Origin of the sequence: Vibrio sp. TRT 2004, from assembly GCF_050113735.1 — a bacterium.
Classification (GTDB): domain Bacteria; phylum Pseudomonadota; class Gammaproteobacteria; order Enterobacterales; family Vibrionaceae; genus Vibrio.
Window position 1 is genome coordinate 63336 of the sequence record NZ_JBNJOH010000015.1, and the last position, 16102, is coordinate 79437.

General features: G+C 47.2%; 13 protein-coding genes. 10 read left to right on the plus strand and 3 right to left on the minus strand.

Translation table 11 applies throughout. The features are described from left to right. Positions 1-23: 23 nt before the first annotated feature. Positions 24-1730, minus strand: coding sequence for a phospho-sugar mutase (locus ACQEXR_RS08590; RefSeq protein ID WP_331428212.1), 1707 nt, complete (start codon positions 1728-1730; stop codon positions 24-26). Between the two features lie 435 nt (positions 1731-2165). Between ACQEXR_RS08590 and coxB the strand changes: the two genes are divergently transcribed. From coxB to ACQEXR_RS08610, 4 genes are read left to right on the plus strand one after another with little or no spacing between them, the layout of a single operon-like run. Beyond that, positions 2166-3227 carry a cytochrome c oxidase subunit II gene (gene coxB, locus ACQEXR_RS08595; RefSeq protein ID WP_426952192.1) on the plus strand — a complete coding sequence of 354 codons (1062 nt, stop codon included), beginning with the start codon at positions 2166-2168 and terminating at the stop codon, positions 3225-3227. Beyond that, a complete protein-coding gene (ctaD, locus tag ACQEXR_RS08600; RefSeq protein ID WP_427020131.1) occupies positions 3224-4882 on the plus strand; it encodes a cytochrome c oxidase subunit I in 1659 nt (552 codons plus the stop codon). Before coxB ends, ctaD begins: the two co-directional genes overlap by 4 nt. A gap of 9 nt (positions 4883-4891) precedes the next feature. After that, positions 4892-5494, plus strand: a complete 603-nt coding sequence (locus ACQEXR_RS08605; protein ID WP_331416840.1) for a cytochrome c oxidase assembly protein — start codon at positions 4892-4894, stop codon at positions 5492-5494. Then, a complete protein-coding gene (locus ACQEXR_RS08610; RefSeq protein WP_331416841.1) occupies positions 5491-6375 on the plus strand; it encodes a cytochrome c oxidase subunit 3 in 885 nt (294 codons plus the stop codon). Before ACQEXR_RS08605 ends, ACQEXR_RS08610 begins: the two co-directional genes overlap by 4 nt. Before the next feature lie 18 nt (positions 6376-6393). Here the strand turns inward: ACQEXR_RS08610 and ACQEXR_RS08615 are convergent, their stop codons facing one another. After that, positions 6394-6639, minus strand: coding sequence for a DUF2909 family protein (locus ACQEXR_RS08615; RefSeq protein ID WP_427020132.1), 246 nt, complete (start codon positions 6637-6639; stop codon positions 6394-6396). On the opposite strand from ACQEXR_RS08615, the gene ACQEXR_RS08620 reads away from it, so the two are divergent. The 5 genes from ACQEXR_RS08620 (at position 6638) to aroG (ending at position 11221) form a co-directional block, all read left to right on the plus strand. Beyond that, positions 6638-7378 (plus strand): SURF1 family protein, encoded by a 741-nt coding sequence (locus tag ACQEXR_RS08620; RefSeq protein ID WP_427020133.1) that lies wholly within the window; start codon positions 6638-6640, stop codon positions 7376-7378. The two genes, ACQEXR_RS08615 and ACQEXR_RS08620, sit on opposite strands and share 2 nt — an antisense overlap. Further along, on the plus strand, positions 7371-7919 hold the full coding sequence (locus ACQEXR_RS08625) for a hypothetical protein (RefSeq protein WP_427020134.1): 549 nt from the start codon (positions 7371-7373) through the stop codon (positions 7917-7919). Before ACQEXR_RS08620 ends, ACQEXR_RS08625 begins: the two co-directional genes overlap by 8 nt. 17 nt (positions 7920-7936) lie before the next feature. Continuing rightward, positions 7937-8977: a COX15/CtaA family protein gene (locus ACQEXR_RS08630; protein ID WP_427020135.1), complete on the plus strand. Its 1041-nt coding sequence runs from the start codon at positions 7937-7939 to the stop codon at positions 8975-8977. Then, the gene (gene cyoE, locus ACQEXR_RS08635) at positions 8970-9869 is read left to right on the plus strand and encodes a heme o synthase (protein ID WP_331416846.1); all 900 of its coding nucleotides are present in this window, start codon (positions 8970-8972) and stop codon (positions 9867-9869) included. Before ACQEXR_RS08630 ends, cyoE begins: the two co-directional genes overlap by 8 nt. Positions 9870-10165: 296 nt before the next feature. Continuing rightward, positions 10166-11221, plus strand: a complete 1056-nt coding sequence (aroG, locus tag ACQEXR_RS08640) for a 3-deoxy-7-phosphoheptulonate synthase AroG (protein ID WP_331416847.1) — start codon at positions 10166-10168, stop codon at positions 11219-11221. 93 nt (positions 11222-11314) lie between these two features. Here the strand turns inward: aroG and ACQEXR_RS08645 are convergent, their stop codons facing one another. Then, a complete protein-coding gene (locus ACQEXR_RS08645) occupies positions 11315-13342 on the minus strand; it encodes an alpha-amylase (protein WP_426952193.1) in 2028 nt (675 codons plus the stop codon). A 441-nt stretch (positions 13343-13783) separates the two neighbouring features. Between ACQEXR_RS08645 and ACQEXR_RS08650 the strand changes: the two genes are divergently transcribed. Further along, positions 13784-16102 (plus strand): retention module-containing protein (locus ACQEXR_RS08650; protein WP_427020136.1); only part of this gene is annotated, 2319 nt, incomplete at its 3' end.

The window sequence follows — 16102 nt, forward strand, 5'->3', positions numbered from 1 at the left end:
TTTGCTCACTCAGGTAATGGATATCAAAGCAGACTGTGCTGATGCTCTGAGATCAACATTCCCATCGATTCTGATGCTTTATTGAAGACTTGCTCAAACGTGTCCGATTCAGCGAAGGCTTCGATGACTTCATAGTAACATTTGAGTTTAGGTTCTGTACCGGAAGGGCGAACAATCACACGAGCGCCGCATGAGAGGTGGTAGATCAACACGTCACTGGCTGGTAGGTCGATTCGCTGCTCAGTTCCATCAGCAAATCGTTTGGTCTGAGTTTTGAGATCTTGTGTAACGTCCACCTTGCTACCTGCGATCATGGTTGGTGGATTTGCTCTTAGCTTATCACCCACTGGCGGAGATTTTGGATCAAGAGCAATACTACGTTGAGCATTGAGATACATACCATGTTGACGATAAAGTGCTTCCAACTGATCCCAGACTGTCTTGCCCTGACTTTTTAGCTCTGCGGTTAGCTGAGCAAAAGCGACCAGTGCCGACAGACCATCTTTATCCCACACTTTATTGCCCACGGTGTAGCCCAGAGCCTCTTCATAGGCGAACAAAAATGGTTGCTCATTGGTTTGCTTTTGCATAGCGACATTGGTTAGCCATTTAAAGCCTGTCAGAGTCTGGTAGTACTGTGCGCCATGAGCCTGAGCAACTTTATCCAACAGGGTAGACGATACGATAGTATTACCGACCAGAGGTGTCGCGCTGTCTGATTGTGACAGTAGATAATGACCAAACAGCGTTCCGACCTGATCGCCTGTCAGCATCTGGTAGTCACCATCCGGTTTACGTACCGCAACAGCAAATCGGTCAGCGTCTGGGTCATTGGCGCAAGCGAGTTCAGCACCGTGCTCTTTGGCCAGCGCAACCACCATATCCATTGCCCCCGTTTCTTCTGGGTTAGGGAAATTGACGGTAGGGAAAGTGCCGTCTGGATCTCGCTGTGCAGCAACGCTATAAACCTTAGTGAAGCCGGCATCTGCGAGTAGGGTTTCTGCCATATCCGCCCCTACACCATGCATGGCTGTATAGGCAATAGAGATACTCTCGGGTTGGGTATGATTGCCTAGCAGAGGATTGGCATTCATCGTCTTGCGGTAGGTTTGGTAATAGTCATCTTGTAGCCACTCCAACAAACCGTTTTGCTCGGCGTCACTCAATGTCATCATTGGAATTGCACGTGTTGCCGCGAGGTCTATTTGAGCAGCAATGCCCGAATCATGAGGCGGAATTATTTGAGCACCGTTTTGCCAATAGACTTTAAAACCATTGTATTCCGGTGGGTTGTGGCTAGCAGTAACCACGACGGCGGCAGCTGCATTAAAGTGTTTTACGCCAAATGCGACGATAGGAGTCGCGGCGACGTCATGAGTTAACAACACTTTGATACCAAGAGCGGTTAAAGCACTGGCGGTATCATGGGCGAATTGTTTGGAGTCGGTTCGACCATCATAGCCAATCACGACACCACGAGTCTTGGCACTCTCGACTTGTTGGATAAGGTACTGACCAAGTCCACTCGCGGTCTCTTGAATCACCAGTCGGTTCATTCGGTTTGGGCCACAGCCCACTTTGCCACGCAAACCTGCGGTACCAAATTCAAGTCGTTGGCGAAAGCGATCTTCTAGATCAGTTAAAGCCTGCTGGTCGATTAATTGTTGCAGCTCTTCACGAGTTCGTGGATCAGGATCTTTTTCTAACCAACGAGTTACTTGTTCCATCATCTTGCTTTACCTTCTTACTAGCTCAGACCTATTGATAACTTAAGTCTATGTTATGTTCCAATTTACGCTTAACTTTAGTTGATATTGATTATCATTTGCGAGATCGCAATCGCTAAACAGAACGAGATTTTTTCCTTACTCAAATCTGATAGGACTTTCTTGCACATTTCAAAAACGCCAACTAACGTTTATTAACATAAATATAACAACTTGCTAAAAATTACTGGTTATAAGGAATTTTCCAAGTCCAAAGGCTGATTGGTACTTTCTTGTGTATGAAGATACTTCAGCACGAAAGGTGACCAGCATCACGGTTGATGACTCTGGCAAAGGAGAGGTCTTTTGAAAAGTTTACAGGTTTCACTGTGGCGACTGAGTAATGTGTCGTTGGTTGGATTAACGGCGACTGCGCACGCAGAGCAAAGCACTTATAACATGACACAAGGTGTCACGGATATTAGTGGTCAGGTCTATGACCTGCATATGCTGATATTCTACATCTGCTGCGCGATTGCTGTTGTCGTATTTGGTGTGATGTTCTACTCCATGTATCACCACCGCAAGTCTAAGGGTGCCGTTGCCGCCCATTTTCACGAAAGCACCAAAGTTGAAGTTATCTGGACGGTGATTCCTATCGTTATCCTTGTGCTTATGGCGATACCCGCGACCAAAACCTTGGTTGCTATGGAAGATACGTCTCAGTCCGATCTCACCATCAAGATAACCGGCTCCCAATGGAAGTGGCACTACAGCTATTTTGATCAGGATGTTGAGTTCTTTAGTCTGCTCGCGACCAGTCAGAAGGCAATAGATGGTATCGAAGAGAAAGGCGCGAATTATCTGCTTGAAGTGGACAATCCGCTTGTTTTGCCGATCAATCGTAAAGTTCGTTTTCTGATGACATCCGATGATGTGATTCACTCGTGGTGGGTACCGGACTTTGCCGTTAAAAAAGATACGATTCCTGGTTTTATTAATGAAGCATGGACACGGATTGATAAGCCAGGGGTTTATCGAGGTCAGTGTGCCGAACTGTGTGGTCGGGCGCACGGATTTATGCCAATCGTCGTTCATGCGATGGAGGAACAAGAGTACGACGCATGGCTGATTGCCAAGAAAGCGGAAATCGCTCAGGCCAAGCAAGAAGCGGCGGCTTCTCTGACGGCTTCCCTGTCTCTTGAAGAGTTAATGACCCTAGGCGAGAAAATCTACTTAGATCGATGCGCTGTGTGTCACCAAGCAAATGGTGCGGGGATCCCTGGCGCATTTCCTGCCATTACCGCAAGTAAAGTGGCAACAGGGGATGTGACTGGACACATAGATATTGTGACTAATGGTCGTGCGGGCACCGCGATGCAGGCTTTTGCTAATCAATTGACTGACAAGGAAATTGCCGCCGTGGTGACTTATCAACGTAATGGCTTGGGCAACAGTGTCGGAGACTTGGTTCAGGCAGCGGATGTCAACCAATTCAAGGCGTCTAAGGAGGGACAATGAAAACGTCCAAACCTGATTCTATCGTAGAAGATAAATCCAAATCAGCGCCTGTTGCAGACGCCGATATCAGTCGAGCTAACAGCACGATTGCGATTGATGAACATGAGCATCATGAGGCTCCGAAAGGGATTACTCGTTGGCTCTACTCAACCAATCATAAGGATATAGGGACACTTTATCTCTGGTTCAGCTTTATTATGTTCCTGACTGGTGGGGCGATGGCGATGATCATTCGCGCCGAGCTATTCCAGCCTGGCTTGCAATTGGTTGAGCCACAGTTTTTTAACCAGATGACTACGGTTCATGGTCTGGTGATGGTATTTGGTGCAGTAATGCCAGCATTTACCGGACTGGCAAACTGGATGATCCCAATGATGATTGGCGCTCCGGATATGGCACTGCCACGAATGAACAATCTTAGTTTTTGGATCTTACCTTTTGCCTTCCTGATCCTACTCGCGTCACTGTTCACCGAAGGAGGCGGTCCGGACTTCGGCTGGACCTTCTATGCGCCGCTGTCGACCACTTATGGCCCAGACAGTACTGCGTTGTTTGTGTTCTCGGTCCATATCATGGGCATCAGTTCGATCATGGGGGCGATTAACGTCATCGTAACCATAGTGAATATGCGCGCTCCGGGTATGACCTGGTTTAAAATGCCAATGTTCGTTTGGACCTGGTTAATCACTGCATTCCTGCTTATCGCGGTGATGCCGGTGCTGGCTGGAGCCGTGACCATGGTGTTAACCGATAAATATTTCGGCACCTCATTCTTTGATGCCGCGGGTGGTGGTGACCCGGTCATGTTCCAGCATATTTTCTGGTTCTTCGGCCACCCTGAAGTGTACATCATGATCCTGCCGTCCTTCGGTATCATCTCAGCGATTATTCCTGCCTTTAGTGGAAAGAAACTGTTTGGCTACCACTCGATGGTTTACGCGACCTGTAGTATTGCCCTGCTGTCATTCCTTGTCTGGGCGCACCATATGTTCACTACCGGTATGCCAGTTTTTGCTGAACTGTTCTTCATGTATTGCACCATGCTGATAGCGGTGCCAACTGGCGTTAAGGTGTTTAACTGGGTGGCGACAATGTGGCGCGGCGCAATGACCTTTGAGACGCCGATGTTGTTTGCGATCGCCTTTATCATTCTCTTTACTATTGGTGGTTTCTCTGGATTGATGTTGGCGATTGTTCCCGCAGACTTCCAGTATCACGATACCTACTTTGTAGTGGCGCACTTCCATTATGTTTTGGTCTCTGGCGCGGTGTTCTCCATTATGGCAGCAGCCTACTACTGGTTACCGAAATGGACAGGGCATATGTATGACCAAAAACTGAGCTTGTGGCACTTCTGGTGTTCGGTAATTTCAGTCAATGTGTTGTTCTTCCCTATGCACTTTCTTGGTTTGGCGGGCATGCCACGACGAATACCCGACTATGCGATTCAGTTTGCCGATGTGAATCAGATCGTTTCCATTGGTGGATTTGCCTTTGGCCTGTCGCAACTGATCTTCCTCTGGCTGGTGATTAAGTGCATCAAAGGCGGCGAGAAAGTTTCTGAGAAACCATGGGAACGTGCTGAAGGGCTAGAGTGGACGGTGCCAAGTCCTGCGCCACATCACACCTTTTCTGAGCCACCAAAAATCGACTGAGGAAAGCTCATGGACGGACAAGCCAAATCAAACCGAAGATTAGTGATCAAGCTTTGTGCAGCCGTTGTTGCAATGTTTGGTTTTGGTTTTGCGCTGGTCCCCCTTTATGACGTGATGTGTGATGTGTTAGGAATCAATGGAAAAACCAACAGTGAGTCTGCGCTACAACCACAAGGTATGGTTCCTGACACATCACGTCTCATTCGGGTCGAATTTATGGCCCACAATAATCAGGGTATTCCCTGGTCGTTTGTTCCCGAGCAGGCGTTTATGGAAGTGCATCCGGGGCAAGTTATTCAGACTGCCTATCATGCAAAGAATCTTTCGCCAAAAGATATAGTTGGCCAGGCGGTCCCATCGGTATCGCCTGGATTAGGGGCAACCTATTTCAATAAAATTGAGTGTTTCTGTTTTAACCAGCAGCCGTTACAGGCAAATGCCCAAGCTGAGATGCCACTGATTTTTTATATTGAACCGGATATTCCCGACACCATCCATACCCTGACTTTGTCCTATACCCTTTATGACATTAGTGAAAAAGTAGCGACAACAGAGTTAGCCAAGGTCTCATCAAATGCGGTGGATGAGACAGTGCAAGGAGCGACACAATGAGTTCTAAACATCAACCCTACTATGTTCCAGCGCAAAGCAGTTGGCCTATTGTTGGCGCAGTCTCTCTCTTTCTTATTGCCGTCGGTGCCGGTTTGACGGTACAAAACATGGCGGAGGGGGGAGATGGCAGTGTATTTGGCAAGCTAATCCTGTTAGCGGGTTTTCTGTTCTTACTTTACATGTTTGCTGGCTGGTTTAGCAACGTTATCACGGAATCAATGAGTGGTCAGTATTCTGCTCAGCTATCACGTTCATTCAGACAGGGGATGAGTTGGTTTATCTTCTCTGAAATCATGTTCTTTGGTGCGTTTTTTGGCGCGCTCTTTTATGCGCGAATGATTTCAGTCCCTTGGCTGGGGGGAGCGGGCAATAATGCCATGACTCACGAAGTGATTTGGCCTGCCTTTGAAGCCTTATGGCCGTTGACCACGACTCCAGACGGGACAACGACAACGGCAATGTCGTGGCAGGGTATCCCATTAATCAATACCATATTGCTGCTCACATCGTCAGTGACTTTGCACATGGCACATATCAGTCTGGAGCAGAACAAACGTATGGCGCTGATTGTGTGGCTGGAAATTACCATTGTTCTGGCTGGCTTCTTCCTCTACTACCAAGGCGTTGAGTATGCTCACGCCTATCAGGATCTCGGGTTGACTTTGCAGTCCGGTGTTTATGGTAACACCTTTTTCCTACTGACCGGCTTCCATGGCATGCACGTATTGCTCGGCACCCTATTCTTAATTGTATTGCTGGCAAGGGTGGCGAAGGATCACTTTACGCCAAAGGAACATTTTGCCTTTCAGGCTGGCAGTTGGTACTGGCATTTCGTCGATGTGGTATGGCTGTGTCTATTTGTGTTTGTTTACGTTCTTTAACACTTGATAGTGCGCCCGTTAGTAGGGGCGCACATTGGGTTCGATAAAACCGCTTAAGAGGGCGGCAATGAGTAAGACAACTGCAAGTGCGGATAGGAAGACGCGCCGGCCAAGGTAGAAACTCATGGGCTTGTCATCTTCAGGGGGTTCGTTGGAGTCTTCATTTGAATCAGGCCCTTTGACCATCTCAAACATCGCTCGACCGAGGTTGATTAAGATGAAAAGTAGCAGCAATACCAATACCAGTTTGAAGATGAATACCATGAGACGGTCCTTTGTTTCTCACATAAGAATTGGGCGAATTATTGTTGTTTGTGTATTAACTGTGGTTGCCTTTTCGATATTGGTCAACTTGGGCTTGTGGCAATTATCTCGGGCAGAAGAAAAAAGCGAAATAGAGCAACAGGTTAATCAGAGAGAACAATTTCCGGCGATTTCACTGGAGCAATTGAGTGACCAAATGGTAGTAAATCCAGTCGGGATCAGAGTCCATTTCAACGCTCAGCCAATCAAAGGAAAGTACTTGTTACTGGATAACCAGAATTTTGAGGGAAAAGTGGGGTATCTGGCATTGCAGCTGACACGGAGTGAAGGTGGCAAGATGGTTTTAGTTGAGAGAGGGTTTGTCGCTGCCCCCGCGTTTCGCAGCGCCCTCCCTGACGTGAACTGGCTGGAGCACCCTCAAGCATTGAATGGACGTTTGTATCGTAAGTCAGCGAACCCACTGAGTCATGACTTGCTGCTTGAATCAGGCTCTGTCAGTCGTATTCAAAACCTTAACTTTGAGCAGTTAGAGCAGCATTGGCAGGTGAGTATTGAACCCTATGTGATTCAGCCGATGAGTGATAGCTGGCCTTATGCGCAACCTTGGCAACCTGTGTCGATGAACTCAGAGAAACATCGAGGTTACGCGGTACAGTGGTTTGCTATGGCAGCGGCGTTAGCTGTTCTCAGCGGTCTGCTACTGCTGCGTACCATCAGAAAAGGAGCAACACATGATTAATCCAGTTTATCGGGGAAGAATTATTTTCATTGGTTTAGTTGTGATGTTCGCTTTACCTGCGATTATCGCTAAAACCGTGCTCTCACAGCATTGGTATCAATCTGGAGTGACCAACAAAGGTGAGTTGATTGAGCCCGTCGCGACACTGGCGTCGCTAGGTATCGCCAATCCTTACCAACAGAGTCAATGGCAACTTGGTTATGTGATTCCCCCTGAGTGTGATGAGTTTTGTCAGCAGCAGGTCTATCTGCTGGGACAGAGCCATTTAGCACTAGGTAAGTATCAGCAGCGTGTTCAGCCTGTATTGTTGGTGACTGGGCAGAGTGCCGCTATTGAGGTGGAAAAGGGTAAGTACGCGCAACTAATGGTGAATCAGGACTTTGAGCAGATCGTTCACCCATTTGAATACGTGATTGTTGATCCACTCGGGCAACTGGTGATGCGTTATCCACGTGTGGAATCACAATCTGAATTGGTGTCCCAGAGTAAGGGGCTGCTCGCCGATTTACGTAAATTACTTAAGTTATCTCGTGTAGGCTAACCGCAAGGAGTGCGGATATGAAGTTAATACACTTAGTTAGATTCAGCTTAATCCTGACCTTTATTGTCGTCATGCTAGGTGCGTATACACGTCTTGCTGACGCGGGACTGGGCTGCCCCGACTGGCCCGGTTGTTATGGACATCTGACCGTGCCCAACGAACAACATGAAATCGCCCTTGCACAGTCACTCTACCCCTCACTGACTGTTGAAGCGGATAAAGCCTGGCTTGAAATGATCCATCGCTACTTCGCGGGCACACTAGGGCTAGTTGTATTTACCATTAGCGTTATCGCAATGAAGAGTCGTCAGCTACCGTATCTGCTCGCTTCGTCGATATCCGTCGTGGTGATATTTCAGGCCCTACTGGGTATGTGGACTGTCACAATGAAACTGATGCCGATTGTGGTGATGGGCCATCTGCTTGGCGGATTTACGTTGTTTAGCTTGTTGGCCATTACTCACTGGAAACTTCAGGCTAACGATCGGAATCGCTTACCCTCTCAGGCGAGTAACGACAACGGCTTGAGACTCTTAGCCGGTGCGACCTTGCTGGTGGTCATCGGTCAGATTGCTCTGGGTGGCTGGACATCGTCTAACTATGCTGCGTTGATGTGTACCACATTGCCGATTTGTCAGGGAGATTGGGTCGCTTATCTCGACTTCCCGCGAGCATTTGAGTTGATTCAGCCTAAACAAGAAAGTTATGAATTCGGAACGCTGGATTATGGTGCTCGAATGACGATTCATGTCACCCATCGCTTTGGCGCTCTGTTGGTTACCTTAATGGTTACGGCTCTGGCCTATCGCTTATGGGCAACCCAAGTAACCGATTTTCGTAAGGTCTCCATCTCATTATTGATTATGTTAGTGGTGCAAATTGCACTAGGAATTGGCAACGTTGTGCTGAGCTTACCTCTCGTGGTTGCCGTCGCACATAACCTTGGTGCGGCAATGTTGCTGATCATTGTATTACGGACTAACTATCTGCTTTGGCAATCTGAATCGCTCACTTCACCTAGTGCACGCCTGTACCGTAAGGAGAATGCTCATGAGTAAATCTATTTCTGCTAGTTATATTGCGAGCAGAGCACAATGGCGAAACTACCTCACTTTAACTAAACCGAAAGTGGTCGCGTTGATGCTGCTAACTGCTCTAGTTGGTATGTGTCTTGCCGTCCCGGGAGCGTTACCGATTAAAGAAAGTATACTTGGCCTATTGGGTATTGGTTTGATGGCAGGTTCGGCGGCAGCATTCAATCATCTTATTGATCAGCGAATTGATGCGGTTATGGCTCGTACCTACAAAAGACCATTACCATCGGGTCAGATGAAATCACATCACGTATTCAGTTTTGCTATGGTGATTGGGCTGGTTGGTTTCGTTATCCTATACTGGGGCGTCAATGGTTTAACGGCCGGGCTAACGTTTGCTAGCCTTTTGGGTTATGCAGTGGTGTACACCATGTATCTCAAGCGAGCGACGCCGCAAAATATTGTCATCGCTGGCATTGCTGGTGCTATGCCTCCGTTGCTGGGATGGGCAGCGGTCACAGGAGAAATGCATGCCAATGGTTGGTTACTAGTGATGATCATCTTTATCTGGACGCCACCACATTTCTGGGCTCTGGCGATTCACCGTAAAGAGGACTATGCCAAAGCAGATATTCCAATGTTGCCGGTGACGCATGGCGTGGAATATACCAAAACCTCGATTCTTCTCTATACGATATTGCTAGCGATAGTCTGTTTATTACCCGCTTTGGTGGGAATGAGCGGCAGTCTTTATTGGATAGGTTCAACCATACTGAGTCTCGGCTTCATCGGTCATGCATGGAAGTTGAAATTCAATCCACACGAAAAATCGGCAATCGAGACATTTAAGTTTTCCATTTATCATTTAATGCTCCTGTTTTTGGTGCTTCTGCTCGATCATTACTGGGTTGGCTAACGTGTGTCATTGGAACGCTGGACTCACTTGGTGAGTTCAGTGTTTCGCTTCTAACTCCTATTGTTCATCTGCTCTCGCACCCTCTACCTCAACCTTTATTATTGTCGTAAAAATTAATTTACACTCTGTGTAAAATGTAAAAATGACAAAAATATTGCCTTTTATTTAAAATAGTGGTTGCAACCTTGGTTTTTGATAGATAAGTTACAGGGAACAGGAACAAGAAAAGCTGAACGTTTTTTCACCGCCCAATTTTGGTGTAGCGTTCAACCAAGAGAAATAGGAAGAAGTAAGCAATGTTTCAGACAGATGATGTACGAATTAATAAAGTAAAAGAGTTATTACCGCCAGTTGCGGTTTTAGAGAAGTTTCCAGCGACTGAATCAGCTTCTTCGACCACGTTTCGCTCGCGTGAAGCCATCTCGAATATTCTAAAAGGCGAAGATGATCGCCTGCTGGTTATTATCGGTCCATGTTCAATTCACGATCCTGACGCAGCAATCGAATATGGCAAACGACTCAAAGTTCTTCGTGATGAACTGGGAGATCGTCTAGAAGTGGTGATGCGTGTTTACTTTGAAAAACCACGTACAACCGTTGGCTGGAAAGGCCTGATTAACGATCCGTACCTAAATGATACCTTTAAAATCAATGATGGTCTGCGTATGGGTCGTAAGCTACTGCTTGATCTTACGGATATGGGCATGCCTACGGCGAGTGAGTTCCTTGATATGATTTCACCGCAATACGTGGCTGACTTAATCAGTTGGGGTGCGATTGGGGCACGTACCACTGAGTCTCAAGTTCACCGTGAGTTGGCTTCGGGTATCTCATGTCCGGTAGGCTTTAAAAATGGTACAGACGGTAACATTAAGATCGCTTCTGATGCGATTCGTTCAGCAAGTGCATCACACCACTTCCTATCTGTAACTAAGTATGGTCATTCAGCGATCATTGAAACAGCAGGCAACCCTGATTGTCATATCATCCTTCGTGGTGGTAAAGAACCGAACTACAGTGCTGAACACGTGAGCGCAATTAAGCAAGAGCTAGCGCAGTCTGGCCTGCCTCAAAAAGTGATGATTGATTTCAGTCACGCAAACAGCTCTAAGCAGTACCAGCGTCAGATGGTCGTGGCAGAAGATGTCGCTAACCAGATTGCTGGTGGTGAAGAGGCGATCTTTGGCGTCATGATCGAGTCGCATCTGGTTGAAGGTCGTCAAGATTTGGTGGAAGGTGAAGAGTTAACCTACGGCCAGTCTATTACCGATGCTTGTATTGGTTGGGAAGATACTGAAAAAGTGCTTCGTCAATTGGCGGATGCGGTCGCAGAGCGCCGTAACAGCAAGTAGCCATCACTGTATAGAGAGAAAAAGCTCCCGAGGGAGCTTTTTTTGTTTGTTGGCTAATCGTTGCCCGCCAACGTCTGGCTTTAGCTCTAATGACTATCGGCCCATATAGGCTACAATCACCTTATCTTCACCTAAGGTTCTTGAAAATACGTAAGCGTTGTCATTCATAATTTGTAGGTGTTTGCCCGCGCCAATGGCAGGATGTTTTTGACGGAACTGACCGAGACTCTGCCAGTGAGAAAGCAGTTGTTTTCTTTCACTATCCAATTTCCACACCATGTCAGAGCGAGTGCCTTGATGAAAATCATCCGCATAAGGCCCAAGCTCACGGCCCACTTCATCACCATAATAGATCTGTACCGCTCCTGGGCTTAGCAGGAGAGCATTGGCCGCATTGCGCTGCATGTCGAACGATTTGAAGCGGTTAAAGAACAGCTCGGTATCGTGAGAAGACATATAACTTACAGGGGTGAAGTCTGGCGTTGACTGAATCGAGTCTGCGTAGTTTTGGTAAACCTCCTGCATTTGAGAGAAACATGCTGCACCTTTATCAAGTTTTTTCTGCATATCGAAGTTAATCAAAGCATCAAAGCCTTGGTCAGCATAAGGTGAGCGATAGGCCGAATGACCCCATACTTCGCCCATCATCCAAAATGGCAGACCTTGCTGGCCATTCTGTTCTCTCCATGTGGATAAACCGTCACTCGCAGCTTGTTTGAGCTTGAGCCATACGTCACCCTCTACGTGTTTGACCGTGTCGACCCGAAAGCCATCGATTCCAAAGCGCTTCACCCAGTCAGATTGCCACTCTACCAAGTAGTCAGAGACGGTGTAGTTGTCTCTATTCACCACACGTGTATCAGGATTGTTGAGCAACCACTGAGGCGGGCGAACAAACTTGGAAGACTCGGTGCGAAAATCGGGTAAACCCGCTAGATTCATTGTGGTGTCGCTACTTCCGGGTTGAGAGTAACCAGGCAGCCCTGCTCGTATCCAATCAGGGCCCCACCAATTAATCCACTGATCGCTTTGATAATCGATATGATTGTTGTAGCTGTGCCAATTTTGCTCGGGTTGCGGTTTCCACTCTGCCCAACTATCTGGTAGTGCATCGCTGCGGGTAACCTGCAAGTTGTCGAACTGCATGTCTGCCAGAGTGGCGTAACCTGAGTGGTTGACGACCGCATCCAGAAGAACCTTGATGCCGCGTTTATGTGCTTCAGAAACCAGAGTGCGCAGATCCTCTTCACTGCCGAAGTTTTGATCTATTTTGGTGAAGTCGCGAGTCCAGTAGCCATGGTAAGCATAGAAGGGAAAACTACCGCTCTCTCCGCCACCGACAAAACCATGCACTTGTTCAACAATTGGCGACAGCCAAATAGCGTCTGTACCTAAGCTCTTGATGTAGTCTAGCTTGCTAATTACCCCCTTGAGGTCACCACCATGGAAAGTGCCCACTTCTTGTTGTTGGTCTTTTTGACGTTGGTAGCTGTGATCATTGTCGGTGTCGCCATTGTTAAAGCGGTCGACCATAACAAAGTAGATATTGGCATTGTGGTAGCTAAATTGAGGTGTGTTCTCGGGAGACACGACAGGCTCTAAGAGGACTAAACCGCCACTGCTCTTAGCGGGTTTTAGAGTGACGGTGTTGCTGGATACTGTCACCATTTTCCCGCTTAATGCATCTCTTAGCTGGGTACCTTCTGCAAACGTGTCACCAAGGTTAATGGTGACCTCTTTTCCGGAATACTGACGGCACTGAACATCAGGGATCGGTCGATTAAATGTTTTGTCACTTTTTGTCGCCTGTCGAGCGACAGTCAAGGTATTGAGTTCAGGATCTAAGCTAAAGGCATAGTCGCCACTAAAACGAATATTTAGGGGAAGAATGGTGTCCTTTCCGCAGCTTAGAGACAGTGGGCGACGAAATTTCACTTTTTGATTCTCTGGCGCTTTGCATGTTCCTTCTATGCCGGAAATCGTGAGCTGGTAGCTCTCCTTGTTTAAAGATAAAACGACCGGTTCAGAAGCCGAAAGTGGGACATCTCGACTGGTTGTCGTGGTCGACAACGTAAGCGTAGGGCTGGCGAATACAGGAAAACTGCACAGTACAGCAAGCATAATAGTGTTGGGCACAAATGGGCGTTTCACGTTACATCCTTGAGGTCATCGTATTGGTGGCTAAATACTCTAACCTAGCAAGTTGTGGCCAACATCATTCCCATCATCTACGCCCTAAATTCCGAGAGTGGTCACATTATCTTTTACTAGAGGAGGACATTAGTGAGTCATTCTTATTGGGACGCATGTTGGTAAATGGGAGCATGTATTCTCATTTTTGAAACTTTTATCAATTATTTGCATGAAAAATTACTATCAATCGCCCCGACAGCCTAAATAATGTGCAATACGTTATAATTAGCAATATTACTGTTTATAAATGACTCAAATAATCGCTGGAATAAGCTGCGATTTTTGCTATTTTAATCCGATAAATAAAATGATACCAAGTGTTTCCATCCCCTTGATATTTCATGAGGGAGATGTAGTGAGGAACCGTTTATGGACGTGGATGTTTTGCGCCAAGCTGCTGTGATTAAAGAAATTTCTGGTGATGTAGTTATTGTTTCTCCGGATGGGAAAGCACGTAAAGCCGAAGTCGGTGACACGGTTGCAAAAAATGAGATAGTGATTACGGCGAATCAGTCGACTATTGTGATGGAGTCGCCAACGGCCGCATATCATCTCGATTCAAATGCCATCGCTATTGAGCCCGATGTGGGTGAATGGGGGGCGGTTCCTATTGCCGGCGAAGTCAATTTTGAGCTGGCTAACCTTGGTGACGGTGCGTTCGATGAAGCGGAACTAGCCGCCATTCAAGAAGCTATTTTAGCCGGCGCGGACCCTACAGAATTACTTGAAGCGACTGCCGCTGGCGGCGGAGCAGGTTCTGCAAACGCAGGTTTTGTGACCATTGATTATAATGGTGCAGAAGTGCTAGCAAGCACCTTCTTCGAAACCTCTGCTTTTGCGTCCAATAACCTTGATGAAACCGATGAAGAGGATAGACCATTAGTCTTTGCTGCTGGCGGGGAAAGCGTAAGCGAATCTTTGGTTGAAGGATCTTTATCTCAAGGTACTTACCCACAAACGATCACAAGCTCAGCTACGATTTTGGCTGGCGACTTACCGCTTGATCCCACTTCGTTTATTCCCAACGCTATTTCGCTAGCATCTCTTTTAAGTGAGTTGAATAGCGATATCACTTCTAATGGGCAGCCCGTTACGTTCAGCTACAACGCCAGTGAAAATGCGATTGTTGGCGTTTTAGGTGGCGAAGAAGTACTCCGCATTGATATCGATACCAGCAATCTTGGTAAAGACGTTGTTCTTGAACTTACCACCACGATTTCTCAGCCAATTGACCATGTTCCTTCTGTTGCTGGCGGTCAGGTTGCTTTCGATAATGATCAGATTGTCGTGTCTTTCGAAATTGAAGGTAAAGATAGTGGCGGCAACTCGATTCGAACGCCAATTGATGCTCAGGTCACCATCGGGGATGGTGCCAATGCTGAATTTACTGCGATTGATAGCGCCAATGTTTTTGAAGCGGGTCTGAATGATGGATCGGGTGTTGGGGCAACGAATACGGAATTTGAAGGGACGCTTAATGGTGCCTTAGGGAGCGACAAGGTAACTGAACTGCAGATTGATGTTGATGCATTTAATGCGGCGCAGCAGGATTCAGCGATCACCTCGCAAGGTCAAACTATTATTCTGGAAGCCGTTGATGGCCAGCCGGGTGTTTATTCAGGTTATATCTTACTTGAAGGTGTGCGAGTTGATGTACTTAAGATCACTATCGGTGATGTGACCAACAGTGACACTTCATTTAGCGCGGATTACAAAGTAGAGCTTCTGGATGAACTTGATCAGGGGCAGCAGGGCATGGATTCGATCGCTATTCCGCTACCCGTATTCGCGATTGATGCAGATAACGACCAGTCACAACGCTCTCAACTAGTGATTAACGTTGGCGACGATGTTCAGGTCGTTGTCGACGGTAGTTTGACTGTCACAGAACCAGATTTTGGCGCCACTGAAACCAGCAATGAAATTGATGTGATTACTGAGGCCGGGGCGGATAATGGCCAAGTAACGTCGTTTACCTTTGATGGTAAAGAGTACACGCTCGAAGAGGGCAAAACCGAATATGCCGTTACTGACGGTACGGTCAAGATCACCGCAGATGGTCAGTTATCATTTATTGCAAACAGCAATCTTAATCACAAAACCAGCGATACGATTACTCACACCATCGTTGTTACCGTCACCGATAAAGACGGCGACACGCTGACCAGCACCGTGGGTCTTGCGATTGCAGACGGCAAAAATCCAGTCATCGACAGCATTACATCAGTAGACGTATTTGAAGCTGGCCTGAGCGATGGCTCTGGTGTTGGTGACACTGATATCACAGCGACGGGTACGATTGACTTTACCACAGGCAGTGACAAAGTCGTCGCGATGGGCATTGATGTTAAGGCGTTTAATGATTCCTCAACGCTGACATCAGGTGGTAAGGATGTGGTGCTTGAAGAAGTATCAGCGGGCGTTTATCGCGGTTATATCACTGCCGGTGATGGTAGCAAAACCGAAGTACTGACGATTAACCTCGACCAAAACAATCTTGGTGAGTACAGCGTCACATTACATCAAGAAGTGGATCACGCGACTCAAGGACAAGACACCCTTGCGGTCAGCATTCCAGTCTATGCTGTCGACAGTGATAACGACCATTCCACCAATAGCAACCTAGTGATCAATATTGGTGATGACCTACAAGTGGTCACTAACGGCAGTTTAAGCGTCACCGAACCG